The sequence below is a fragment of the Streptomyces speibonae genome, assembly GCF_984686075.1.
Genome location: NZ_OZ480260.1, coordinates 918,791 through 942,658, shown reverse-complemented (window position 1 = coordinate 942,658; position 23,868 = coordinate 918,791). Strand labels below are relative to the sequence as shown.

At 72.6% G+C, this 23,868-nt stretch carries 28 protein-coding genes and 1 pseudogene; 3 read left to right on the top strand and 26 right to left on the bottom strand.

The window, feature by feature from the left end; all coding sequences use genetic code 11:
- Positions 1-49 precede the first annotated feature (49 nt).
- The 11 genes from bet to AC5L3C_RS03880 all read right to left on the bottom strand — a co-directional run bounded on the left by bet (position 50) and on the right by AC5L3C_RS03880 (position 5,802).
- Complete coding sequence (gene bet, locus AC5L3C_RS03930; RefSeq protein ID WP_493646944.1) at positions 50-1,246, bottom strand: phage recombination protein Bet; 1,197 nt, start codon at positions 1,244-1,246, stop codon at positions 50-52.
- 85 nt (positions 1,247-1,331) lie between these two features.
- Complete coding sequence (locus AC5L3C_RS03925; protein ID WP_493646942.1) at positions 1,332-1,688, bottom strand: LuxR C-terminal-related transcriptional regulator; 357 nt, start codon at positions 1,686-1,688, stop codon at positions 1,332-1,334.
- Positions 1,685-1,879 (bottom strand): hypothetical protein, encoded by a 195-nt coding sequence (locus AC5L3C_RS03920; RefSeq protein ID WP_493646940.1) that lies wholly within the window; start codon positions 1,877-1,879, stop codon positions 1,685-1,687. The genes AC5L3C_RS03925 and AC5L3C_RS03920 overlap by 4 nt, the downstream gene beginning before the upstream one ends.
- Positions 1,876-2,388 (bottom strand): hypothetical protein, encoded by a 513-nt coding sequence (locus AC5L3C_RS03915; protein WP_493646939.1) that lies wholly within the window; start codon positions 2,386-2,388, stop codon positions 1,876-1,878. The genes AC5L3C_RS03920 and AC5L3C_RS03915 overlap by 4 nt, the downstream gene beginning before the upstream one ends.
- Positions 2,385-2,978: a hypothetical protein gene (locus AC5L3C_RS03910; RefSeq protein ID WP_493646937.1), complete on the bottom strand. Its 594-nt coding sequence runs from the start codon at positions 2,976-2,978 to the stop codon at positions 2,385-2,387. The genes AC5L3C_RS03915 and AC5L3C_RS03910 overlap by 4 nt, the downstream gene beginning before the upstream one ends.
- Positions 2,975-3,358 (bottom strand): hypothetical protein, encoded by a 384-nt coding sequence (locus AC5L3C_RS03905; protein ID WP_493646935.1) that lies wholly within the window; start codon positions 3,356-3,358, stop codon positions 2,975-2,977. Before AC5L3C_RS03905 ends, AC5L3C_RS03910 begins: the two co-directional genes overlap by 4 nt.
- Positions 3,355-3,651 (bottom strand): hypothetical protein, encoded by a 297-nt coding sequence (locus AC5L3C_RS03900; RefSeq protein WP_493646933.1) that lies wholly within the window; start codon positions 3,649-3,651, stop codon positions 3,355-3,357. The genes AC5L3C_RS03905 and AC5L3C_RS03900 overlap by 4 nt, the downstream gene beginning before the upstream one ends.
- Positions 3,651-4,928 (bottom strand): hypothetical protein, encoded by a 1,278-nt coding sequence (locus AC5L3C_RS03895; RefSeq protein WP_493646931.1) that lies wholly within the window; start codon positions 4,926-4,928, stop codon positions 3,651-3,653. Before AC5L3C_RS03895 ends, AC5L3C_RS03900 begins: the two co-directional genes overlap by 1 nt.
- Positions 4,925-5,245, bottom strand: a complete 321-nt coding sequence (locus AC5L3C_RS03890) for a hypothetical protein (protein WP_493646929.1) — start codon at positions 5,243-5,245, stop codon at positions 4,925-4,927. Before AC5L3C_RS03890 ends, AC5L3C_RS03895 begins: the two co-directional genes overlap by 4 nt.
- Before the next feature lie 84 nt (positions 5,246-5,329).
- Positions 5,330-5,512 (bottom strand): hypothetical protein, encoded by a 183-nt coding sequence (locus AC5L3C_RS03885; protein ID WP_493646928.1) that lies wholly within the window; start codon positions 5,510-5,512, stop codon positions 5,330-5,332.
- Positions 5,509-5,802, bottom strand: coding sequence for a helix-turn-helix domain-containing protein (locus tag AC5L3C_RS03880; RefSeq protein WP_493646926.1), 294 nt, complete (start codon positions 5,800-5,802; stop codon positions 5,509-5,511). The genes AC5L3C_RS03885 and AC5L3C_RS03880 overlap by 4 nt, the downstream gene beginning before the upstream one ends.
- A 263-nt stretch (positions 5,803-6,065) precedes the next feature.
- Between AC5L3C_RS03880 and AC5L3C_RS03875 the strand changes: the two genes are divergently transcribed.
- Both AC5L3C_RS03875 and AC5L3C_RS03870 read left to right on the top strand, forming a co-directional pair.
- Entirely contained in the window at positions 6,066-6,497 is a 432-nt protein-coding gene (locus AC5L3C_RS03875) for an XRE family transcriptional regulator (protein ID WP_493646924.1), read from the top strand.
- Between the two features lie 151 nt (positions 6,498-6,648).
- A complete protein-coding gene (locus AC5L3C_RS03870; protein ID WP_493646922.1) occupies positions 6,649-6,918 on the top strand; it encodes a hypothetical protein in 270 nt (89 codons plus the stop codon).
- A 69-nt stretch (positions 6,919-6,987) separates the two neighbouring features.
- Here the strand turns inward: AC5L3C_RS03870 and AC5L3C_RS03865 are convergent.
- From AC5L3C_RS03865 to AC5L3C_RS03850, 4 genes and pseudogenes are all read right to left on the bottom strand, one after another.
- Positions 6,988-7,275, bottom strand: a pseudogene (locus AC5L3C_RS03865) (ABC transporter substrate-binding protein); the annotation flags it as partial.
- Between the two features lie 144 nt (positions 7,276-7,419).
- On the bottom strand, positions 7,420-8,358 hold the full coding sequence (locus tag AC5L3C_RS03860; RefSeq protein WP_125502582.1) for a PDR/VanB family oxidoreductase: 939 nt from the start codon (positions 8,356-8,358) through the stop codon (positions 7,420-7,422).
- Entirely contained in the window at positions 8,355-8,525 is a 171-nt protein-coding gene (locus tag AC5L3C_RS03855) for a hypothetical protein (protein ID WP_125502579.1), read from the bottom strand. Before AC5L3C_RS03855 ends, AC5L3C_RS03860 begins: the two co-directional genes overlap by 4 nt.
- The gene (locus AC5L3C_RS03850) at positions 8,522-9,592 is read right to left on the bottom strand and encodes a Rieske 2Fe-2S domain-containing protein (protein WP_493646920.1); all 1,071 of its coding nucleotides are present in this window, start codon (positions 9,590-9,592) and stop codon (positions 8,522-8,524) included. Before AC5L3C_RS03850 ends, AC5L3C_RS03855 begins: the two co-directional genes overlap by 4 nt.
- Positions 9,593-9,826: 234 nt before the next feature.
- On the opposite strand from AC5L3C_RS03850, the gene AC5L3C_RS03845 reads away from it, so the two are divergent.
- Positions 9,827-11,866, top strand: coding sequence for a hypothetical protein (locus AC5L3C_RS03845; protein WP_493646919.1), 2,040 nt, complete (start codon positions 9,827-9,829; stop codon positions 11,864-11,866).
- Between the two features lie 18 nt (positions 11,867-11,884).
- Here the strand turns inward: AC5L3C_RS03845 and AC5L3C_RS03840 are convergent, their stop codons facing one another.
- From AC5L3C_RS03840 to AC5L3C_RS03790, 11 genes are all read right to left on the bottom strand, one after another.
- Positions 11,885-12,994, bottom strand: a complete 1,110-nt coding sequence (locus AC5L3C_RS03840) for an aliphatic sulfonate ABC transporter substrate-binding protein (protein ID WP_493646917.1) — start codon at positions 12,992-12,994, stop codon at positions 11,885-11,887.
- A gap of 327 nt (positions 12,995-13,321) precedes the next feature.
- Positions 13,322-13,780: an RrF2 family transcriptional regulator gene (locus AC5L3C_RS03835; RefSeq protein WP_493646916.1), complete on the bottom strand. Its 459-nt coding sequence runs from the start codon at positions 13,778-13,780 to the stop codon at positions 13,322-13,324.
- Positions 13,781-13,825: 45 nt separating this feature from the next.
- On the bottom strand, positions 13,826-14,608 hold the full coding sequence (locus AC5L3C_RS03830; RefSeq protein ID WP_125502570.1) for a sulfite exporter TauE/SafE family protein: 783 nt from the start codon (positions 14,606-14,608) through the stop codon (positions 13,826-13,828).
- A 36-nt stretch (positions 14,609-14,644) separates the two neighbouring features.
- Entirely contained in the window at positions 14,645-15,883 is a 1,239-nt protein-coding gene (locus AC5L3C_RS03825) for an acyl-CoA dehydrogenase family protein (protein WP_125502568.1), read from the bottom strand.
- 13 nt (positions 15,884-15,896) lie between these two features.
- Entirely contained in the window at positions 15,897-16,460 is a 564-nt protein-coding gene (locus tag AC5L3C_RS03820; protein ID WP_125502567.1) for a winged helix-turn-helix domain-containing protein, read from the bottom strand.
- Between the two features lie 328 nt (positions 16,461-16,788).
- Positions 16,789-19,569, bottom strand: a complete 2,781-nt coding sequence (locus AC5L3C_RS03815) for a fumarate reductase/succinate dehydrogenase flavoprotein subunit (RefSeq protein ID WP_125502565.1) — start codon at positions 19,567-19,569, stop codon at positions 16,789-16,791.
- Between the two features lie 28 nt (positions 19,570-19,597).
- Complete coding sequence (locus AC5L3C_RS03810; protein WP_125502563.1) at positions 19,598-20,365, bottom strand: ABC transporter ATP-binding protein; 768 nt, start codon at positions 20,363-20,365, stop codon at positions 19,598-19,600.
- Positions 20,349-21,212 carry an ABC transporter permease gene (locus AC5L3C_RS03805; protein WP_125502561.1) on the bottom strand — a complete coding sequence of 288 codons (864 nt, stop codon included), beginning with the start codon at positions 21,210-21,212 and terminating at the stop codon, positions 20,349-20,351. Before AC5L3C_RS03805 ends, AC5L3C_RS03810 begins: the two co-directional genes overlap by 17 nt.
- Complete coding sequence (locus AC5L3C_RS03800) at positions 21,209-22,555, bottom strand: ABC transporter substrate-binding protein (RefSeq protein ID WP_125502559.1); 1,347 nt, start codon at positions 22,553-22,555, stop codon at positions 21,209-21,211. The genes AC5L3C_RS03805 and AC5L3C_RS03800 overlap by 4 nt, the downstream gene beginning before the upstream one ends.
- A 14-nt stretch (positions 22,556-22,569) precedes the next feature.
- Complete coding sequence (locus AC5L3C_RS03795) at positions 22,570-22,797, bottom strand: 4Fe-4S dicluster domain-containing protein (protein ID WP_125502557.1); 228 nt, start codon at positions 22,795-22,797, stop codon at positions 22,570-22,572.
- Positions 22,798-22,905: 108 nt separating this feature from the next.
- Complete coding sequence (locus AC5L3C_RS03790) at positions 22,906-23,694, bottom strand: GntR family transcriptional regulator (RefSeq protein WP_125502555.1); 789 nt, start codon at positions 23,692-23,694, stop codon at positions 22,906-22,908.
- Positions 23,695-23,868 lie beyond the last annotated feature (174 nt).

Below are 23,868 nucleotides of genomic sequence, written 5' to 3'. Positions count from 1 at the left end.
GTGGGGCCGCCCGCGATTCGCCCGTGGGCGGCCCCGAGTCGTGCGGTGGTCAGGCGGCGGTGCCGGTGAGGATCGCGGTCATGCCGCGCAGGTCCCGGGCGGCGGCCTCCGAGATGGGCAGGCCGTAGGACTGCTCGAACTCCTCGTCGAGGTTGTCGAGCCCGACCCGGGCGGCGGCGGCGCGGAGCTCGCGTTCGGCGGCCTGTGCGTCGGCGACGGGGTCGGCGGCGGGAGCGGTGGTCTCCACGACCTCGCCCTCCACCACCCCGTCGTCGTCCTGCGCGGCCGGGAAGTCCAGCGGAGCAGCGCGGGTCTCTTCCTCCGGGCGGCTGCAGTCGTCCGTCGCCGGGGAGGGCTCGGCGAGCTGCTTGCCCCGCGCGATCAGGAACTTGCCCAGCTCCAGCAGCTCCCGGTCGGCGGTCTTCACCGTCTCGGCGAGCAGCCCCTCGGCGTGCGCCTGCCGGTACAGCTCCTTCACGGCGTCCCGGTCGGTCGTCGTACCGGCGACGTCGGCGATGTCCTGCGCGGGCTGCGACCGGCCCTTTACGGCGGTCGTCCCGGTCTGCTCGGCGTCCGGTCCCGGCGTGGCCCACGGGTCGCCCTCGCCCGGCTGCACCTTCCGCAGATGCCGCTCACCGGCCGCCGGGTTGTCCGCCTGCGCCATCTCCTCAGCCGTGTACACCCCGGCCAGATCGTGCGGGAACGCCATGCGGAGCGCGAGCGCCTCGGCGCACTTCGCAGTCATGGTCGCGGGCATCTTCACCCACAGCCCCGACGGCTCCCCGCCCTTCTTCGTCTGGACGTACTCCGAGTACCGGGCGACCGCCGAGAACCGCATTCCGTTACGGATCACGACGACCTTCGCGGCGGCCGGTGGCTCCTCCGACAGCCACACGTCCTGCCAGCGGCCGTCCTTCGCGCACCACAGGGTGTCCTCGTAGCCCAGCGCGTGACCGGCCTCGGCCGCCGCCCTGTGAGCGATGACGCGGTACCCGTCAATGCTGGTCTGCGGCGTGTACACCTTCCGCTGCTGCCGGTTGTCCCACCGGCCGATGAGGTAGATCTGCCGGGAGAACGGGTCCAACCGGGTCCGCTGGCACAGGTGCAGGAACGCGGACAGCTCGGCGGGGGCGACCTGGTTGTCGATGCCGGACTGCTGGAGGACGGCGGCCTGGTCGGGCGTCCACGTGGTCTGGTCGGCGCGGATGGCGAGGGCGCCACCCGGCTGTGCAAGTTCGGCGCTCACGGGCGCACGTCCTTCCTGGTGGTGGTGTGGGTCGTAGGGGTTCGGCCGACCTGGGCTGAAGCACCGGCGCGCGCGGTGGTCGTCATCAGGCGCCACCGCCCGGCAGGTTGTCGGTGCGGAGCAGGCCCAGGTCGATCGCGACCGCGACGGCCTGCGGTGCGCCGTCCACGCCGAGCGCCCGGTAGAGGGTGCGGCGGTGGCCCTTGACGGTGTCGACGGGGATGCCGAGGCGGCGGCTCGTCTCGTGTGCGGATTCGCCGGAGGCGAGCGCGACCAGCGCCACGTGTTCGCGGTGGTGCAGGGTGCGCTGCGGGCGGGTGCCCTGTGCGGCGAGGACGGCGAGCCGGTCGGTGAGCAGGGCGATGTGCTGGTGGGTGAGTGGGAGGTGGAGTTCGTCGGCTGCGGCGGCGAGGTGTTCGCGCAGCCCGTTGATGCTGATCACTGGTCCCCCGAGATGCTGTCGGTCGTGGTGCTGGCGGTGGTGGGGCGGCCCCAGACGGCGTCGCCGTAGGCGGCCTGATGCTTCGCGGCGATCTGCCGGGCGGCGTCGGCGCCGGCGCGGACTTCGCCGCGTTCGATCTGGCCCAGGACGCGCTGCGCGTCGGACATGGGGGTGCGGGTGGGGAAGCTCACGGCGTGTGGTCCTTCCTGGGGTTGAGCGTGTAGAAGCGGCCGTCGTCCGGGCCGCGGCGGTGGAGGTGGCCGCGGCGGTATAGCTCGTCGAGGTCCCGGCGGGCGGTGCCGCGCTGCGTGGGGCCGCCGGTGAAGCGGCGCCACTCCTGCACGCGCTTGACCGTCCACGCGCCGCGGTGGGCGCGGATCGCCTCCAGGAGCTGGGCGACGCGCTGCTCGTGGCCGGCGCCGACCCGCGCGCGGGCCGCAGCGTCGGCGGTGGCGTGGAGGTGGAGCAGTTCCCGTACTTCGTCGATGTCGGCGTTGTCGGGTCGGATGGTGGTGCGGAGGGTGCGGGCGAGGCCGCGGAGTGCGGCGAGTTCGCCGGGGTAGGCCTCGGCGGGTGCGGTGGGGTGCTCGGCGAGGATCTCGGCGCGGTAGCGGTCCGCCAGCACCTCAGCGTGCTCGAAGGCCGGTTCGTTGGGCAGGTTGACCAGGCAGTAGCCGATGAGCTCGTCGCGGGCGCTCATGCGGCACCCGTCCTGCGGCCACACGGCGACGAGCGGACCGTGCGACCCACCACATACGAGGGCCGCAGCCACAGACACGACTCCAGATCCCAGCCGTACAAGTCCGGGCCGCCCCGGGGCAGACGGGTCTCCCACTGCCCCCGGTCGGTCAGGTAGACGCCGTCCCAGCCATCGGCGGCCAGCGCCTCCCAGTCCGGGTAGCGGCCGCCGTTGCGGTGGGCAGCGTACGGGTTCGGATCGGCCGGGTAGGCGTCGATGATGGCGGCCAACTGGGTCTGGTCGTCGATCAGCAGCAGGCGGGCGTCGCCGGTGGGCCAGATCTCCGTGAGCCACAGGCCGCTGGTGTCCGAGTCCATCTCGGACCGGGACCACTGCAGCCAGGCACTGTCGGTCGGGGTGCCGTCGGCGCGGCGTGCGGTGACCGGGGCGGTCCACAGTCCGGTGCCTGCGTGGGGCTTGACCCAGCCGGTGACGATGCCGCGGATGGGCCGCCAGTGGGCGGGGTCGGCGGTGAGGTTGACGTCGTGGTCTTCGGTGTGGGCGTAGGCCTGCGGGGGCAGGGCGTCGGCGGGGATGGTGGCGAGGCTCATGCGGCACCTGCCTCACGCTGCGCCGGAACCGACACCACAGGCGCCGGAGCACACGCGCGCAGCCGCTCCGACAGCCGCACCACCGCAGGCCCGTACACCGGCAACTCGTAGCCCAGCGCAGTGCACAGCTTCTCGACGAGCAGCTCCTCCGGCGCCCACCCGTCGTGCCGGTGAGCGGCAGCGTTCCTGCGGTCCTCCTCGATGTCGGCCAGGAGATCCATCAGGTCCGGGTTGTCGGCGAGCGTCTCGATCACGGCGATCAGGTAGTGCTCCACGTCGAGGAGCGCTCCGGTCGGTGTGCGGCGGACGTACAGCTGGTAGGGGCCGGTGATGACGGGCCGCCGGAAGAGGCGGTGGAGGTACAGGCGGATGCGGTTCATCGGGTGGCCTCCGAGGCGGTGAGGAGCATCAGCAGCGCGGCCGTGGTGATCGCCGTGTCGCGGGCGGTCTGCTTGGCCAGGCGCTCGCTGGTGGCGTACGCCCGGTTCAGGTCGTGGCCGGCGTGCACGGCGGCCTGGTGGACGGCGGCGGTGGTGCGGCGCAGGGCGGGCCGGGGGTCGAAGTCGGACGGGTCGGCGTCGACGGTGAGGTAGAACAGGCCTCCGGTGGCGCCGGTGAGGATGAGGGCGATGGAGAGGGCCTCGCCCCACTCGGCGGGGGTGGCGGCGGGCATCACTCGTCACCGTCCGGGTCGTAGGCGGCGGCGACCTCCAGCGGCGTGACCACGTACCCGGTGTCCGTCTCGCGGGGGAAGCCGTCCTCGTCGACGCTGGGCCCGAAGATGAACAGCTCTTCGGGGGCGAGGTCCGACCCGTCGTCGGGGATCCAGCCAAGGACGCCCTTGTCGCCAATCTCGTGGCGCAGCACCGTTTCGCAGTGGGCGCGGGCAGCCTCGCGGCTGGTGTACAGGCCCATCACGATCGAGTCGTGCGACGCCCGGTAGACCGTGCCCTGCGCGGCCTCCAGCTCGGCGACGCGAGCGATCAGCCAGTCCACAGCCGGGGCCAGCGTCTCGCCGAGCTCGAACGGCACCTTGCGGTCGCCGTCGGCCGGGGACAACGACCCCCGCATACTCAGCGCGTCGTTGCGGAACGCCACCAGCTCGGCCCGGCGCCGCTCGACGCGAGCCACCAACTTGGTGATGGCCTCACTGTCCTCGCCGTGCCAGCGGACCAGCTTCTCCCGCTCGGTCTCCAGCTCGGTCTCCAGCTCGGTGATGCGGTCGCGGTTCGCTCGCAGCGTCTCGGCCGCCTCGGACGGAGACTCGTTCGTCGAGTGCCGCTCCGCCTCCAGCTCCGCGACTCGCTCCGTGGCCCGGGTCAACTCCCCGTGCATCGCGAGCAGCTTGGACTCCATCTGCGCCACTACCTTTGTGGCGTCCCACCGCGAGGCCCGCAGGCGCTCCGCCTCGTCCAACACCCCAGCCAGCACCGGGCTCACGGCCGACGCCGCCCGCTCGTCCATCAGCGCCAGCAGGTCCAGCCGACGGCCCGCAGCGACCGGGTCCTCCTGCGGCTCCGGGGCGACCGGCATCGGCAGCGCGAACGCCGACCCGACGATCCCGTGCTCCGCCAGCTCGGCCTCGGTCGCCATCACGAACTCGGGGTACGTCTTCACCGACTCCGGCGCGTACAGGGCGATCCCGCCCGACGTCACCGTGCGGCGCGTCCAACAGACGCCGTCCTTCGTGTTCACCACCAGCGGGTCGTGCGTCGTCGGGGCGGTGACCTTCGGCCCGCGGTGCCACTTGTAGGCCGGGGAGACGTCCACGTGCACGGTCTCACCACGGTCGTCGGTGCCCGTGACGCGCAAGCCGCGCTCGCCCTCGAAGTCCAGCGCAACCGGCTCCGGCTTGTGGGCGACCGTGAAGCACGCAATGTCGAAGGGGTGCCAGACACGGTCCCCGGGACGGAGCTCGTCCGTGCGTACGGTGGTGGTCTGCTCGCTCATGCCGCCACCTGCGCGTTCTCCGCCACCGGCAGCGCCACCGTGACCACGACCCGCACGTCCCGCCACACCGACGACAACCGGTGCGCCCGCACCTGACGGCCTTGGTCCTCATAGGTGTGCTTGTCGGCCTGGATGCTGCCGCCGAGGACGTCGGCGTACTGGGCCAGCGCCTTCATGCCGGCGCCGTAGACGAAGCCGCGCAGTTCCGCGGTCACGGAGTTGATCGACCACTCGGCGGCGGTCAGGTGCGGGTGCTCCTGGAGGAGCTGCACCAGCGCGGTCGCCGCGCTGAGCTGAGAGATAGGCTGGGTCTTCAAGGTGACCTCTCTTGATGGTTGGAGTGGTTCGCCGAGTCGTTGGGCTGGTGGGCGCTCTCCGCCGGCCCTTCGGCGTGTACGGGGTCAGGCAGCCTCGGCCGCCGAGGGCGCACTCAGCGCCCGGGCCGACGCGAACAGAGCCCGAAGGAACTCGATCTGCTCGGGGCTCCACCGCGGTGCCTCGGCCGCGCTCCTCGCCGCCTCTGCGGCGGCAGCCGGGCCGAGACGCTCCTCGGCTTCCGCGATGGAGAAGCGGCGGCCGGTCATGCCGGCACCGCGGCCATGTGGAGGGGCTCGGTGGGGGCGGTGACGGTGCGGCCGGTGTGCTCCCACAGGACGAGGAGGTCTACTCCAAGCCGCTTGGCAATTGCCAGTGCCTCGTCGAGTGTCGACTTCTTGCGGCGCCCGTTGCGCAGGGCGTCGATCTTGCTGGGGTGGCATCCGGCGGCCTCGGCGAGGTCGCGGACGGTGACCTCTCGGCCGTCGCCGGTGCGCTTCATGAGCTGGACCAGGAGGTCAGCGCTGACGAGGACCATGTAGGTCTCGGGGGTACGCACGTGTTCACCTCCGTAGACGGGGTGTGCGTTTGTGTGAACGAGCACGACAGTACACGTCCGTAGACGCTCTGTCTACGCAGGCGCACAGCCGTCAAAATCAGTCATCGCCCCCTGAGGGGATGGCGCGAGGGTGCGTTTGCGTAGACACTTTGTGTCGGGGTGAGGATGGTTGTGCCCTCTGACCTGGGACTTGCTTAGAGGTCAGGCGACGTACCGTAGACATCAGGTGTCACACGCGGGGGTGAGAGGGCAGAATGCACGCCATGACTGAGCGGACCGACTTCACCTATCTCCTGAAGGACCGCCGGGCAGAGCTCGGCCTGAGCCTGCGCGAGATGGAGGCCCGGTGCGTTGACCCGGCAAGCGGGACACAGGCGAAGTTCGGCTGGCTGTCCAAGGTCGAGAACGGAAAGCCCGTCGACACCCCGAAGGAAGAGCTCCTCGTGGCGCTCTCCATCGGCTACGGCATTCCGGAGAAGACCCTCAAGGCCGCCGCCGCCAGGCAGTTCCTCGGGCTCGAGCTGGCCGGCGACTCTTCCGTCGTGTGGAGCGATGACCACACGACCCGGATCATCGTGGCCCACGCGGGGGCGATGACGGAGGAGGACCGCCAGGAGCTGGCGGAGATTGCTGAGATCATGGCCCGGAGGCGCGCTAAGCGTAGAGGCTCTGGCCAGGGCAATTCAGGCGATTAGTACGACTTTCCGTTACTCAGTGATTCACCCTGGTCACATCCTGAACCGTATGGCATCGTCGGCTCACCGCCTGGGGGGCGCAAACGGACAACTCCGCACGCACGCCCGAACGTTAGAGCGAGTGTGCGGCTGTACCTGGGGAGGTAGTGCGATGGCGGATGGGGAGCACGGGGGATCGCGCGAGGAGGGCCGAGACGGCGAGGAGCAGATCGAAACTCCGCACGCCGCCGAGATCCACATGGAGCTCCGGGACAGCCTGCCGGGGGACCGTGCAGTGATCGGGGTCGAGCAGGAAGGCACATTCATGTGGCTGGCGTCCCGGAAGTACGTGCACCCCAAGGCGGCCGCCGAGCTCGAGGACCAGCTGCGGCGCATCGTGGGTGAGGGGTGGTGGGTGCAGAACTGGCCCGGTGTCGGGTGACCCGTCCAGCATGAACGATCCGTCGAAGCCGCAGGCCCGCAGCCTGCGGCTTTAATGGTTACCTGGGCGCATGTTGGAGAAGCCGAACTCGAACTGGCCGCTGACCACACCGGGCACGATGGCGGCGCCGCCCTGCGCACTGGAGAAGTCCAGCTTCAGTCCGCGCTCGCTGAAGAACCCCTTCTTCTGACCCAGATACAGCGGCGCCACATCGACGATGGGAATGAGCCCCACGGTCACCGTCGTGGTGCCCGCGGAGGAGCCGGACCCGTCCGATCCGCCGGAGTCGGACGAGCCGCAGGCGGTCGCGGCGGCGAGGACGGAGACGGCCGTGAGACCGATGAACAGACGACGCATGAAAGTGACTCCCGCGGTGGTACCGGACCGGACGTTCCGAACAGGCTGTGCGCAGAGAGAACACGTGCTGATCGCGAACGTAGGGCCCGCGCGGAACCCGGGTCAATGCCTCGGCACCCATGGGTTGTTGACGATTCACCCACATCACAGGTCCAGCACCAGCCGCCGCCCCCGGCACCGGGAGACGCAGATGAGCATCGTCTCCCCGCGGGCCCGCTCCTCCTCGGTGAGCAGCGAGTCGCGGTGGTCGGGCTCCCCTTCCAGCACGTCGGTCTCGCACGTGCCGCAGGTGCCCTCGGTGCAGGAGTACAGCACCTCGACGCCGGCTCCCCGGACGGCGTCCAGCACGGACACGTCCGGGGTAACGGTGAGCGTACGGCCGCTGCGGGACAGCACGACCTCGAACGCGTTCCCGGCGCCGGCGGGCCGCTCCTTCGGCCGGAACCGCTCCACGCGCAGCACCCCGGGCGGGCACCGCTCCTCCACCGCGTCGAGCAGCGGCCCGGGACCGCAGCAGTAGACGAGGGTGCCGGACGGCAGGCCGGCCAGCACCGCGGGCAGGTCGAGCAGCCCGGTCTCGTCCTCGGGGGCGAGGCTCACCCGCGCCCCGTAGCGGGCCAGTTCACCGGTGAACGCCATCGACGCGCGGGTGCGCCCGCCGTAGAGCAGCGTCCAGTCGGCGCCCGCCTCCTCGGCCGCGGCCAGCATGGGCAGGATCGGGGTGATGCCGATGCCGCCCGCGATGAAGCGGTAGCGGCGGGCGGGCTCCAGCGGGAAGCGGTTGCGCGGTCCGCGCACCCGTACCGTGTCGCCCGGCCGGATCCGCCGGTGCACGTAGGCGGAGCCGCCGCGCCCGTCCGGCTCGCGCAGCACGGCGATCCGCCAGGCGCCGCGGTCCGCCGGGTCCGAGCACAGCGAGTACTGCCGCTCCAGTCCGGGCCCGAGCAGCAGGTCGACGTGCGCGCCCGGCTCCCAGGCGGGCAGGTCCGCGCCGTGCGGGTGGCGCAGGGTGAGCAGCAGCACGTCCGCGGCCGCCCGCTCCCGCCGTTCGACGACGAGTTCCATGCCGTCGTACGACGTCATGCACCGGCTCCCCGGGGTTCGTGGCCCTGCGGATGGGCGAGCATCCAGTCCCACATCTCGACCGGGTCCTGCGCCGTGTGCTCGCGGCCGCAGTGGCAGGTGCCGTGCAGCAGATCGGTGCCCGGAAGCCAGTCGATGCGGTAGATCTCGCCGGTGCGCCCGCTCATCGCACGTTCTCCACGGGCTTGTTGCCCTCCTCCACCAGCCGGGCGAGGATGCGGCGGGCGGCCAGCCCGCCGGTGTCGATGTTGATGCTCAGCTCCTGGTAGCCGGCGCGTTCGCTGCCGAGGGAGCGCTGGAGCAGATTGAGCGCGTCCACGTCCTGCATGACGACCGTGCGGTTGTTGTCCCGCAGGAAGTCGCTCACCTCCGTGTCGTCGGTGGCCCAGTCCCGGGAGACCGCCCAGAAGTCGTACACACTGCCGTCGGCGGACGGGGTGATGGCGTACGTGATCTCGGTGTGGAAGCCGTGCGGATCGCTGCCGTCCGGCTCCGGCGCCACACCGGCCGGGGCGACCCGGCTGTGCAGCAGATACAGACAGGGCGCGTGGTACTCGATGTCCTGCCACCGGTCGATCCGCCCGTCGATCCCGGTGGACCGGGCGTAGAACGGCGGGCACTCGGCGTTGTCCATGTGCCGGCTCACCCGTACGATCCCGGCGCCCTCGTCGACCTCGGTGGTGATCGGGGTCTCGGCGACCTCGGGGGTGCCGATGTAACCCCCGTGCAGATAGGTCTCGTGGGACAGGTCGAGGAGGTTGTCCACGAGCAGCCCGTAGTCGCAGTCGACGGGCTCCATGCCCCGCACGGTCACCCACCCCGGGGAGTCCAGGTGCCGGGCCCGCGGAACGGTCCCCCGGTCGGCGAGCGCCGGGTCACCGATCCACACCCACACCAGCGAGTCCTGCTCCACGACCGGGTAGGAGGCCACGCGCGCGGTACGCGGCACGCGCTTCTGCCCCGGCACGTACACACACGCGCCGGTCGTGTCGTAGGTGAACCCGTGGTACCCGCACACGATCCGGTCCCCGTCGAGCCGCGTCGGCGCCTCGGACAGCGGATAACGGCGGTGCACGCACCGGTCGTTGAGCACGACCGGGGTGCCGTCCTGCTCGCTCCGGTACAGCACGAGCGGCTCACCGAGCACCGACCGGCCGAGCAGCTCCCGACCCACCTCGTGGCTGTAGGCGGCGACGTACCACTGGTTCCTGGCGAAGGCCGTCATGTGAGGCATGGGCGTCCCCGTCCCTGTCGGCGGGGCGCCATGGCCCCGCGTGCCGTGGTTGGGCAACAGGGTCCTGACGGGCGCGGCCGCCGCGCAAGGCGGCTTCTGCCAGGCGGAAGCGTCCGTGACGGGCCCGCTCCCCGGACCGTTTCCAGGGCGGCCGCATTGATCGCCCCGTGAGCGGGGAGGGTCGGGTGTGACACCGGAGAGACGGGTGTGACACCGGAGGAAGGGGAAAGCGCCGTGCCGACCAAGGATGTTGTCCCGGAGATCCTCACCTTCGGCCCGGGCCACGTGGTCCTCGATCCCCTCACCGGTGCCCCCCTGCGGTTCGTCGACGAGGAGCACCCGGAACGCCGGTTCCTGCTGGACACCGACGCCACCGCGTGGCACTCGGTCGAGCACCAGTGGGGTGCGGGACACCTGGTCACGGACCGGGGCGCGGCCCGCTGGCACACACCCGCCGAACTGCGGGCGGCGGACGGGGTGATCGAGGCCGTGCACACACCCCTCCCCGGGGTCCGCGTGGAGGTGCGGCGCTCCGTGCGCGAGGGCCTGCTGTACGAGCGGTGCGCGGTCCGCAACACCGGCCGGGAGCCGCTCGCGGTCACCGGTCTGGGCATCCGGACCCCGTTCGGCGACCTGTACGACGGCGCGGAGCGCTCCCTGGAGCGGGCGGTGCACGCGCACGTGTTCACCGGCGGGACCTGGGCGTGGGCGCTGGCCCAGCCGATGTCGGGGGAGGGCCGGTGCCTGGGCCTGACCGTACGGGAGGGTGCGCTGCGGGCGTACTCCGTCGAGTCGCGCAACCAGAACTCCGGGTCCGACGCCCGCGGTCACCTGGTGCTGCTGGTCACCGACCGGGCCCGCAACCCGGATTCCTTCGGCGGCCAGCCGGTGCTGCGCGTTCCGACCGGAGAGACGCTGACCCTGACGTGGGAGCTGGGCTGGTACGCGTCGGTCGCGGACTTCACCACCGCGACCCGGCCGCCGGCCGTCCTGTCCGCCTACGCCGTCGAGACCGGGCAGCCGATCGTCGTCACGGGGGCCGCCCCGGTGAGCAGCCCGGACCCCGAGGTGACGGTGGAGCGCGACGCGGAGGGCCGCCACCGGGTCAGCGCGTCCCGGCACGGCACCCGCACCCTCGACCTCGGAGACGGCGCCCGTACCGAAGTCCTCTTCCATCTGCCGCTGGAGGAGGTCGTACGACGCCGGGTCGACTACATCATCCGCCACCAGCGGGCCCGGGAGCGGCCCGGTTTGCTCGCCCACGCCTTCGTGCCGGTGGACACCCGGACCGGTCTCACCCAGCCGACCAACGGCTGGCCGGACTGGACGGACGGCTCCGAGCGGATCGCCATGCCGCAGCTCCTCCAGACCGCCGCCGCCCGTGGCCTGGCCGACCCGGAGGAGACCGAGCCGCTGCTGGACGGCTGGTCCCAATTCGCCCGGACCCATCTGCTGGACGAGACCGCCGCCCCGCGCCGCGGCTCACAGAACTGGCACACCGGCCCCCGGCTGTACGACACCCCGTGGCTGGCCCACTTCTTCCACGACCGGCACCGCGCGAACGGCCGCCCGGAGGACCTCGACCTCGCGGCCCGCATCCTCGAGCGCGGCTTCGAACTCGGCGGCGCCGCCCACCTGTCCATCGGCCTCTCCCCGGCGACGCTGGCCGTCGGCGCCGCCCTGGACACCGCCGGACAGAAGGACCGCGCCGAGAGCCTGCGCACCCAACTGATCGGCAGCGCACGTCAGTTCGTCGCCATGGGCAGGCGGCTGCCCGCCCACGAGGTGGCCTACGAGCAGTCCATCGTGGCACCCCTGCTCGACCTTCTCGTCGACGCCCACACCCTCACCGGGGACCCCGCCTTCCTCGACGCGGCGGCCGAACGGCTGCCGTGGCTGCTGGCCTTCGGCGGCCCGCAGCCCCACGTCCGCCTGCACGGCATAGCGATCCGCCACTGGGACGGCTACTGGTTCGGAGCCCACCGCCTGTGGGGCGACGTCTTCCCCCACTACTGGAGCACCCTGACCGCCACCACGCTCCTGCGCCTCCCGCCCGCCCTGCGCACGCCGGAAACCGACCGGCTCGCCGAGGCGATCCTGCGCGCCAACATGGCCAACTACCGTCCGGACGGCTCCGCCACCTGCGCCTTCGTCCTGCCCTCGACCGTCGACGGCCGCCCCGCCCACACCGCCGACCCCCTCGCCAACGACCAGGACTGGCACCTGGTGCTGTGGCTGCGGGCCCGGGAGCGGGCGGAGCGACCGCCGGTATGAGGCCGGTGCGGCCCGGCGTCACCCGACGCCGAGACCCGCGTCGTCGACCTCCTTCTCGCCCTCGGCCCTGAGAACCTTGTTGAGCAGGGTCAGGTCGTAGATGCCGTGCAGGTCGGGCTCGTCGAGCAGACCGGCCTGCACCGCGTGCTCCGCCTGGCTCTCGAGCGTGGCGGCCAGCGGGTCGTCGAGGAAGACGATGGACTTCCAGGCCGGATCGATGACGTCGGCGGGCAGCGCCTTGCCCGACAGCTTCTCCAGCGCCGTGTTGGCGGACGCCTTCGCCTTGCCGGGGTTGGCGTTGATCCACGCGTTGGTCTTCACCGAGCCGCGCAGCACGGCCTCGACGACGTCCGGGTGCTTCTCGAGAAACTCCTGACGGACGATGACGTTCGTGATCACGAACTTCTCGGCGGGCCACAGGTCGGCCTCGTCCAGAAGCACCTTCGCACCCTGGGCGACCAGCCTGGACGCGGTCGGTTCGGGCACCCAGGCCCCGTCGATCGAGCCGGACTTGTAGGCGTCCGGGGTGACCTTGTTGTTGGTGCGGACGACGGACACGTCGCCCTTGCCGCTCTGCGCGTCGACCTTCCAGCCCTTCTCCGCGATCCAGTTGAGGAACGCGACGTCCTGGGTGTTGCCGAGCTGCGGTGTGGCGATCTTCTTGCCCTTGAGGTCGTCCAGGGTCTTGATCTTGTCGGGGTCGACGACGAGCTTCACGCCGCCGGAGGCGGAACCGCCGACGATGCGCAGATTCCTGCCGCCCGACTTGGTGTAGCCGTTGATGGAGGGGGAGGGGCCGATCCAGCCGATGTCGATGGAGCCCGCGTTGAGCGCCTCGATCTCGGACGGGCCCGCGTTGAACGTCGAGGTCTTGATCCGAGTGCCGCCGAGTTCCTTCTGGAACAGGCCCTCCTGCACGCCCACCAGAGCGGTTCCGTGGGTGAGGTTGGGGAAGTAACCGATCCGCACCTCGTCGGCGGAGAGCTTCTCGGCGCCCGCCGCGACCTCGGCCGGCTGGTCGTCGTCGGCGGCGTCGGAGCCGTAGCCGCAGGCGGTGAGCAGGAGGGGGAGCGCGGCAAGGGCCGCGACGGTGCGCAGGGCGGTGCGAAGTGGTGCAGCGGCAGACACGGAGGTGTCCTCTCGGGGGAAGGGGCGGATCGGTCGGGCGCGCGCGTGGCGCTGCCGGGCGAAGGGGACGCTCTGCCGAGGGCGTCAGGCGGGCGGACAGAGGGCGCTGGACGTGTGGCCGAAGTCGATGTGGCGGCGCGAGGTCAGCAGGGGGAACGACAGACCGGCGCGGTCGCGTGTGCGCATGGACCGTCCCCCCATCCCTAGTTTTCCTACCTGGCTGATAGGGATCGTTGCAGAAACCGGGGGTCACCCCAAGAGGGTGTTCAGATGGCGGACGGGCTTGTCCCGCCCTTCAGGATCCGTACCCGGTGGGCCGGCGGCGGATCAGGGGTTCACCCAGGCCTTCGGAGTGTCCGTCAGGGCGTTCACTTCCGCGGGGAGCCGGCCCGAGGCGACATCGGCGAGCGACACGCCCTCGAGGATCTCGCGCACATTGGACCGCAGCGCGATCCACAGCGGGAGCAGGGACTCGGCGGGGCCCGTGTAGGACAGTTCGGGCGGGCGGACCCCGCGCACCGAGACCAGGGGCCCCTCCACGACACGGATCACGTCGGCGATGCTGATCGATTCGGCGGGCTTGGCCAGCAGGTAACCGCCGTTGCCACCGCGCCGGCTGAGCACGAGACCGCCCCGGCGCATGTCGTTGAGAATGCTCTCGAGGAACTTGTGCGGGATGTCCTGGGCGTCGGCGATCGCCTCGGCCTTCAGCGGCCGGTCGTCGCGCGGTACGGCGAGTTGTAGCGCGGCACGTACCGCGTAGTCCGCCCTGGCTGAGATCCGCATGCGTCCATTATCCAGTATCGCCGTGTCCGGTATCCGCCGCCGTCGTCAGCGCAGTGACTGCGCGGTGTAGAGGACGCCGAGCAGGACGGCCAGGGTGCCGAGCAGGAGCCGCAGCGCCGTCTCGGGCAGCCGGGGCCGCAGCCGTGCCCCGAGATACCCGCCGACCAGTCCGCCGACACCGCAGGCCAGGCCCAGGGACCAGACGGGGGCGGTGTCACCGGTGCCGGTCAGGGACAGCAGCGCGAAGGCCGCGGCGCCGGTGACGGAGGTGGCGAAGGTGCAGGCGAGGGCGGCCGGTGCCACGCGGGCGACGGGCATGCCCCGGCCGGCCAGCACCGGGCCCAGGACCGACCCGCCGCCGATTCCGTAGATCCCGCCGACGACCCCGACGGCCAGGGCCAGTCCGGTGAGGGCGCGGGGTGAGGGTTCCGCAGCCCCGGACCGCCGGGCGGGCCGCAGCGTGCGCCCCACGAGCCACAGGCCCAGCGGCAGCAGCAGAGCGGCGACCAGCAACCGGAACACGGTGGCCCCCGGCACGGCGAAGACCCGGACGGCTGCGCCGATGACCACCCCGGGCAGCGTGCCGGCCACGAGGCGGCGCGTCAGCGGGCCGCGCAGCAGGCCCTCGCGGTGGTGGCGCAGCAGGGCGCCGGGCCCGGCGACCACGTTGAACAGCAGATTGGTGGGGGTGACCGCCGGGCTGGGCACCCCGAGGACGCTCAGCTGCACCGGCAGCAGGAACACCGCGCCCGACACCCCGACCGGCGCGGTCACCAGCGCGATGAGCAGCCCGGCGGCCAGCCCGGCCGACCCCGTGGACCACGTCACGACGGCCCCGCGATCCGCATGTTCCCGCTCCTCGGATCAGACGGGCAGCACGAACGGAGGGTGCGCGCCGCTGAGGAAGTACTCCCCGACGTCGCGGAGCCGGTGGGCGACGGGCTCGTACAGGGTGTGCGTGCGCGTGTTGCGCCAGAACCGGTCGAGGCCCAGCCGCGCGGAGGCGGAGCGGCTGCCGATGATGTCGAGGGAGCGGGTGGCGGTCTCCTGCGCGGCCCGGGCCGCGGCGGTCTCGGCCATGGCCACCAGGGCGGAGAGGTCCGCGCACTCCTCGTAGGTGAGGTCCTCGCCGAGCGCCACCGCGTCCCGTACGGCGTCCAGGGCCTGGTCGGTGAGCGCGGACGCGGAGCGGGAGAGGACGGCCAGCTCCCCGTAGGCGGTCTGCACCTGCGCGTCGCCCGGATCGCGCGGGACTCCGGGCGCCCAGGCGGGGTGACCGGGCGTGGGGCCCGTCCGGCTGTACTCACGGGTCTCACCGAGCACTCCCTCGGCCATGCCGAGCAGCAACTGGGCGGAGAACAGCCGCCCGACGGGAGAGGCCAGGGCGGCCCGGGGCGACAGCACGTCCTCGTCCGCCGACAGGGAGCCGAGCACGTCGTCCGCACTCACCCGCACGCGGTCGAACTCCACGCTGCCGCCGGCCGCGAGCCGCTGGCCGAACGTGTCGGCGTCGCCGTCGGTCACGACACCGCGCCGTGCGGGATCCACCACGACGGCGAGCGGTTCACCCGTGTTCTCCCGCACGGCGCGCACGGCGAGCCGGTCGGCGACCAGGACCCCGGTGGAGTAGCTCTGCCGGCCGTGGAGCACCATCCCCTTGGAGGTCCTGGCCAGCGTCAGCGGCGGCTCCTGACGCGCCAGACCGCCGCCCCAGCACCACTGTTCGGCCGCGGACCGCTCCTCCAGCCGGGCCGCGGACCCGGGCCCGGCGAAGAACCGGGCGCTCCACCCCAGGAAGTAGTGACAGCCGAGCAGTCGCCCGATCGCGCCGTCGGCCGCGGCGATCTCCCGCACGACCGCATAGGCCGTGGTCCAGTCCGCGCCGCCTTCCCAGGACCCGGCCGGGGCACGGAGCGTCAGCAGTCCCGCCTCGCGCAGCCGGGACACCTCGTCGACCGGGGCCTTGCCCGCCTGCTCCCGGGCGACACAGTCCGTGGCCAGGTCGTCAGCCGCCTCGCGGGCCACGCGCAGCCAGTGCGCGGCACCGGGCCCGGCCCGGTCGGACGGCGGGGCGGGACGGGGCGGCGCGCAGGCAGGGCCCATGGTCGTGGTCTCCTCAGATTCGGCCCTGGGAAGCGGTGGGGGTGCTCTCCCGCCGCTCGGGCACGTACTTGTAGCCCACGCGCCGGACGGTGACGATGCGGTGCCGGTGGGCGGCGCCCAGCTTGCGGCGCAGACGGGCGATGTGGACGTCCACGGTGCGGCCGTCGCCGACGTGGTCGTAGCCCCACACGGCGGTCACCAGCCGCTCCCGCGCCTGCACGTGGTGGGGATGCCGGACGAGGTGCGCCAGCAGCGCGAACTCCAGGTAGGTCAGGTCGAGTTCACGTCCGTCGACCGAGGCGACATGGCGCTCCGGATCGATGCGGATCACGTCGTCGACCGGCGGCGGGACGGGGGCCGGGTCCGCGGCGGCCGCCACGGGCCGGATCTCCGGGCGCGGCCTGTCCTTGGCGAAGAGCTCGGCGGGATCGGTGCCTTCGGGGACGAGGAGGAGGTAGCCGACGAGCGGCGCGGACGCGTGGTCCTGGCGGGGCCGGCGAGCGGTGTCGCCCACCAGGCGCAGACGGGGGGTGTCGGGGGGAGTCGTGGCGGCCTGGGCCGGAAGTGCCGTGGTCATGGCGTTGTCCCTCAGGAGTGGGTGGGGCCGTCGCGGACACCGGACGCGGGCGTCCGACGGCCTGGGCAGGCGGGAGCGGAGCGGCGTCGGCCCGCGAGCGGGCCGGGTGCCTCACGCGCGACAGCACGCGGCACTGACGACGTGACCAAAGTCGACGTGCCGACGACGAACGAGTCGCTGCTGCTGACGGGACATGCTCCCCATCCTGCGCACCCTCCACGAGCCCGGTCAAGCATTCCCTAGTATTTCACTAGGAAAATTGGGAAAGATCTCACACTCCGAGAGGACGGCCGTCCACCGGGGCGGCGGCCGGCGCTGCCGCGGGCCGTCACAGGGCGCGGGCCGCATAGGCCCTGACGTCCGCGTCCGGATCCGCCGTCGCCGTCGCCAGGGCCGCCCGCGCGTCCGCGCCGGCACGGTGCCGGGCCAGTGCCGTCACGGCGGCCTTGCGGACATCGGCGTTCGAGTCCCCGAGGGCCTCGGCCAGGGCGGGCACCGCGATGCCGGACTCCGCGCGGGACAGCGCGGTGGCCGCCCCGGCCCGCACCTGCCAGGCGGCGTCGGACAGAGCCGCCCGCGCGCGTGCGGCCAGCGGAGCCGGACAGCCGGTCGTGCCCAGGGCTTCGTACGCGGCCGCCCTCACCAGCGCGTCGGCGTCGTCGAGGAGCCCGACGAGCGCGGACCGGACCCGGCCCGGCGCCGGACCGTCCGGCGTGTCACCCAGCTGCCCTGCCACGCCGGCCAGGGCCTTCGCGACGGTGACACGGACCTCGCGGGAGGGGTCGGCGGCCGCGCGGGCCAGCTCCTCGGCCGCGTCGACCGACACGAGCGCCCGCACCGCCGCGACACGCACGGAGATGTCCGCGTCCGACAGGGCATCCGCGAACAGCCCGGTGTCACCGAGGCGCAGGACCCGCAGGACGTCCAGCGCGGCGGCGCGGGCGACGGGGTCCGAGCCGGACAGCGCGCCCGCGAGGCCGTCGCGCAGGGCGGGTTCGGGGGCCAGCGTCTCGACCAGTTCGCGCAGCGAGGCGGCCGCGGCGGCGCGGACGCCGGCGTCGGTGTCGGCGAGCGCGGCGGCCAGGGCCGGCCCGGTGCCCGGCGGCACCGTCTCCGTCAGGACGGTGACGGCCGTCCGGCGCACGGCGGGGTCGGGATCGGCCAAGTAGGGTGTGAGGACAGGGAGTTCGGTTCCGTCCTCCGCGAGGGAGAGCAGTTCCAGCAGGCGTGGGGTGGCCGGTGTGTCCGCGCCGGTACCGGCGCCTGCGGACGATGGGGTGACGGCCGGCTCCGGCCGCACCGCCACCGGAGCCGCGTCCCGGGCCCCCGCGACCGCCACCTGCTCCGGGTGGACCTCGCCGAGGTGCCGGGACGGCCCCCCGACCGGACTGAACTCGTCGACGGGAACGACGTAGGGAGCCACCGGACGCGCCGTGAACTCCATGGCCCCCGAAGGCGACTTGCGCAGATCGAGATGGTGCAGCCAGGAGGCGTCGTCGCGCCGCGGGTGGTCGAGACGCTCGTGGTAGAGACCCCAGCGGGACTCCGTGCGGGCCAGGGAGGCCCGCGCGGCCATCTCCGCGCAGTCGCGGATGAAGCTCACCTCCGCGCAGCGCATCAGCTCGTGCGGGGTGCGGGCGCCCATCGCGGCGATGTCGTCCCGCATCCGCTCGAAGGCCTCCAGTGCCAGCGACAGCCGGGCGCCGGACTTGGGCGGGGCCACGTAGTCGTTCACGAAGCGCCGCAGCTTGTACTCGACCTGGGGCTGCGGCGGGCCGTCAGGATTGCGCAGCGGACGGTAGATCAGCTCGTGCGCCTCCCGGAGCTGGTCGAGGGGCAACGTCCCCTCGTACGGCGCGTACTGGGACGCGTCCGCACCGGCCAGGTCCCCGAAGACGAACGCGCCGATCATGTAGTTGTGCGGGACGCAGGCCAGGTCGCCGGCGGCATACAGGCGCGGGACGGTGGTCCGGGCGTGGTCGTCGACCCGTACGCCCGAGGCCGAGTGGCCGCCGCACAGGCCGATCTCGGAGATGTGCATCTCGACGTCGTGGGTGCGGTAGTCGTGGCCGCGGCCGGCGTGGAAGGTGCCGCGCGTCGGGCGTTCCGTCGAGTGCAGGATCGACTCCAGCGCCGCGACCGACTCCTCCGGCAGGTGACTGAGCTTCAGGTACACCGGCCCCCGGTCGCCGGCCACCTCGGCCGCGAACTCCGCCATCATGTGGCCCGACCAGTAGTCGGAGTCCACGAACCGTTCGCCGTGCCGGTTGACCTGATAGCCGCCGAAGGGATTGGCGACGTAGGCGCAGGCCGGGCCGTTGTAGTCCTTGATGAGCGGATTGATCTGGAAGCACTCGATGCCGGTGAGCTCCGCGCCCGCGTGATAGGCCATCGCGTAGCCGTCACCCGCGTTCGTCGGGTTCTCGTACGTGCCGTACAGATAGCCCGACGCGGGAAGGCCGAGACGCCCGCAGGCACCGGTCGCCAGGATCACGGCACCCGCCCGGACGGTGACGAAGGCGCCCGTGCGCGTGTGGAAGCCGGCCGCGCCCACGGCCCGCCCCCCGGCCGTGAGCACGCGGACCGGCATCACCCGGTTCTCGATCCGGATCCGCTCGCGCATCTCGCGCCGGCGCAACTGCCGGTACAGGACCTTCTTGACGTCCTTGCCCTCGGGCATCGGCAGCACGTACGAGCCGGAGCGGTGGACCTGCCGGACCGCGTACGCGCCGTGCTCGTCCTTCTCGAACTTCACCCCGTACGACTCCAGCCGGCGCACCATCGCGAAGCCGCGGGTGGCGGTCTGCCGGACGGTGCTCTGGTCGACGATGCCGTCGTTGGCACGGGTGATCTCGGCGACGTAGTCGTCCGGCTCCGCGCGGCCCGGGACGACCGCGTTGTTGACGCCGTCCATGCCCATGGCGAGCGCGCCCGAGTGACGGACGTGCGCCTTCTCCAGCAGCAGCACGTCCGCGCCGTGCTCGGCGGCCGTCAGGGCGGCCATGGTGCCGGCGGTGCCGCCGCCGATCACGAGGACGTCGCAGGTCACTTCCTCGGCGTCGGCGAGGTCCGGGATCCGCAAGGGGGTGTCCACCAGCGTGCCTTTCACGAAGCGTGCCTTTCGGGGAGCGTGCCTTTCAGGCACCGAGTGAGGTGAGGACGTCGCGCCGCAGGGCGACGCGCGCCGGATCGTCGTCCACGGCGCGCTCGCGCGGGCGCGGAACGTCCCGTACGGCGACGAGGCGGCCGGCGCCGAGCAGGGCCACCCGGTCGCCGAGGAACAGCGCCTCGTCCACGTCGTGGGTGACGAAGACGACGGTGGCGCCCGTGCCGTGCAACACCTCCACCAGCAGGTCCTGCATGCCCGCCCGGGTCTGGGCGTCGAGGGCGCCGAACGGTTCGTCCATCAGCACCGCGCGGGGTGCTCCCGCGAGGGCCCGGGCCAGCTGGGCGCGCTGGCGTTGCCCGCCGGAGACGCGGTGCGGCAGCTGCCGGGACTGGTCGGTGAGCCCGACGCGGGTGAGCCAGGCCGCCGCCTGCGCACGGCGTTCCCGGCGGGGCACCCCCTTGACCGCGAGCGGCAGTTCGACGTTGGCGCGCAGGGTGCGCCACGGCAGGAGGGCGTCCTCCTGGAAGATCAGCGCACGGTCGGCGGAGGGCCCCGTCAGCGGGTCCGCGTCCTGGGTGACCTCACCGGCGAGGGGCGGCAGCAGCCCGGCCAGCGTGCGCAGCAGCGTCGACTTGCCGCAGCCGGAGGGCCCGACGACGGTGAGGGTCTCGCCCGGGGCCACCTGGAGGTCCACCTCCTCGAGCACGGGCGCGCCGGGCCGCCCCAGGGCGGCGCCGCGCAGGGAGAGCCCCGCCCCGGTGCGAGCGGGCGAACGCACATCAGACGAGCTGGTCATGGGGCACCTTCTCCTCGGTTGCGGGGCCGGCCGGTACGACGGCGGCGGCGCCGCGCGCCCGCCGCAGGGGCCGCCCGCCGGGCACGTACGACGTCCGGGGCAGCCAGTGGGTCAGCCGGCGGCCCAGCAGTTCGACGGCGGTGGAGGTGAGCCAGCCGAGCACGCCGATGGTGACCATGCCGACGAACACGCCGGGGTAGTCGACGACCGTGTAGTCCTGCCAGGTGCGGTAGCCGACCCCGTACTGGCCGGAGATCATCTCGGCGGAGATCACACAGATCCACGAGACGCCGATGCCCACGGACAGCCCGCCGAAGATGCCGGGCAGCGCCCCCGGCAGGACGACCGAGCCGAGGACCCGCCATCTGCCCCCGCCCATGGTGCGCACCGCCTCCTCCCACACGGGCGTCAGGGCGCGTACGGCGTGCCGGGTGGAGACCAGGACCGGGAAGTAGGCGGCGGTGAAGGTGATGAAGACGATGCCCTGTTCGTTCGAGGGGAACAGCAGGATCGCCACGGGGACCAGGGCGATGGCCGGGATCGGGCGGACGACTTCCAGCAGCGTGCCGAGCAGGTCCTCCGCGAGCCGTGAGCGGGCCACCAGCACACCCGTGGCGACTCCCACCACGGTGGCCAGCAGGAATCCGGTGACGATGCGGGTGAGGCTGTCCGTCAGATCCGTCCAGTAGTCGGGGCCCGACAGCCGCTCGCCGAAGGTCCGGGCCACGTCCGTGACCGTGGGGAACTGCGAGAAGCGCAGCCAGATGTCGACGTCGCGGCCGGTCAGCAACTGCCAGAGGCCGAGACCCGCGGCCAGGGACAGACCGCGCAGCGCGTACCGGGTCATGACGCCCGCTCCAGTGCCTCGGCGTAGGTGATGACGCGGGCGCCGCCGTGCGTGTCGGTGTAGGTCCGCGCGGTCGCCCGTGCGGCGAAGGGCAGCAGTCTGCTGCCGTCCGCCACCCACACCGCCCGGTCCGCGAACCACAGGGTGCCGGTGACGGCGTCGGGGACGTAGGCGGCGCGGACGGTGTCGCGGTGGCCGGACACGTGACGCAGCAGCTGCCCGGGTGAGGTGAAGGTGCGCGTCCGCGTGGCGCCCTTCGGCCACACCTCGCTCGCCGCGGCCGGTGGCGTGGCGGCGAGCCGCTCCGCGTACGCCGCCGCCCCCAGAGCCTTCTTCACATACCGGTCGTCGACGAAGGAGTCCACGTCCACGTCGCCGGTCAGCCCGGCCGACTTCAGGATCGTCACGTCCTGCTTCAGGGCGGAGACGAGCCGCGGCTTGAGGGCCGGGTCGAAGGTGGCGATGCCGTGGGCGCCGTTGTAGAGGTAGACCACCTCGGCGGGCAGTCCGGTGGCCTCCGCGACCTTCTCGGCGGCGGCGACGGGATGGTCGTCGAGGTAGTCGGTGGCCTGTGCCTGCGCCTTGAGGAACTCCTCCAGCACGGCCGGCCGTGCCTTCGCGAAGTCCTGGCGGGCCGCGACGCCGTGGAAGGTCGGCAGATTCAGCTGCGCGCCGTCGTACAGGGCCGTCGCCTTGCCCTGGTGGGCCAGCAGGCCCGGCCAGGCGACGAACTGCGACAGCGCGTCCGCGCTGCCGGCGGCGAGGGCCGAGGCGCCCACCGCGGGCTGCTGGTTGAGCTTCTCGACGTCCTCGCCCGGGTCGACGCCGGCGCGTTGCAGGGCCCGTACCAGCGTGCCGTCGGCGGCCGAGCCGACGCTCGTGGACACCTTCCGGCCCTTGAGGTCCTTCAGGGAGGTGAGCCGGGAGCCGGGCGCGGTGACGATGGTGTTCAGGCCGCCGCGCAGGTTGTAGCCGGTGACCGACACCAGGCGGGTGGGGCGGCCCAGCTGCTTGCCCCGGGCGGCGTTGATGAGCAGGGGGAAGTCGCCCATCGACCCGATGTCGATCTTTCCGGCGGTCATCTGGGCCGTGATGGGGGCACCGGTGGCGTAGTCCTGCCAGACGACCTTGTAGGTGACGCCGTCGCCGCGCGCGTTCAGCCGCTTCTCGAAGTAGCCGAGGGAGCGGAGCAGAGTGCCGGCCGTGACCGTGTTGATGGTCTTGGACTGGTAGCCGACGGTGACGGTGACCGTGGAGTCGTCCCCGGCCCCGGCCTCACCGCCGCAGGCGGCGAGCGGGAGCAGAAGGGCGAGCGCGGACGCGGCGACTGCCGTGCGTTTCATGGTGGCGGGGCCTTTCACCGGAGCAGGTAGGGCATGTTGACCGTGACGGCTCCCGTGGGGCAGCGGGCCGCGCACGGCCCGCAGTACCAGCACTCGTCGACGTGCATGTAGGCCGTGCCGCTGTCGGTGTCGATGGCCAGGGAGTCCAGCGGGCACATGTCCACGCAGAGCGTGCAGCCGTCGATGCACTTCGAGGCGTCGATGGTCACGGGCACGTCGGCCCGTTGGGGCACCAGGGGCATGGCTGTCTCCGGAAGGTCGGACTCGGTGAGAGAAAAGGGCGGTGCGAGTGCTGCGAGGCGGTGCGGTCCGGCGGGGAAGGCGGGGCGGGTGGCGGGAAGGCGGTGCGGTCACAGGGAGCGGTGCAGCAGGCCGCTCATCGTGATGCGGTCGCCGCGGAAGCGGATGAACTCCAGGTCGACGGGGCGCCCGTCGGCGAGGTGGGTGAGGCGTTCCAGCATCAGCACGGCCGCGCCGCGCGGGGCCTGGAGCACGGCGGCGGAGTGCGCGTCGGCGTTGACCGCCTCCAGCGTCATCTCGGCGTGGCCGAGCGGCCGGCCGGTGACCGCTTCCAGCAGACGGAAGACGTCCGTGTTCTCCAGGTCGCAGTCGAGCAGGGCGGTGCCGATGTCCAGGGGGATGTAGGTCAGGTCCAGGGACAGGGGGAGACCGCCCAGGCGGCGCAGGCGTTCGATGCACAGGACATCGGTGCCGGCCGGGAGGCGGAGCCGGTCGGCGACGGGGAGCGGTGCCGCGACGGGGCCCATGGTCCGGACCTCGTTGGTGACCCGGCCGTGCTCGTGGAGTGTCTCCGCGAGGCCCATCAGACGGTCGAGGCCGTGGGGGTACTTGCGGGCCACGACCACCGTGCCGACGCCGGGCCGGCGTTCGACCAGCCCTTCGGCGCGCAGGAGGTCCAGCGCCTCGCGGACGGTGTTGCGGGAGGCGCCGTAGTCACCGGAGAGAGTGGACTCGTGGGGGAGGATCCCGGTCGGGAAGCCGCCGGCCAGGATCTGGTGCCGGAGGAGGTCGGCGAGCCGGCGTGCCCGGTCCGCGCGCAGCCGGCGTCGCGCACGGTGGGCGGCGACGGTGGTCGCGCCCTGGCCGGCGTGGTCTCGGATGCGTTCGGTCGGAGGCATGGCCGGAACCCTACCTATCCGATAGGGAAAGTGGTGTTGCAGAACTGTTGCGCCACCTGAGGCATCGTCGGGAGCATCGCTGACCTGGTCTTTCGGCGGACCGGAGAAGAGAAACGCCAGGGCCGCGGGCCTCGGGACGACCCGCCGTGACGGCAGGGAAGGCCCGCTCCGCTG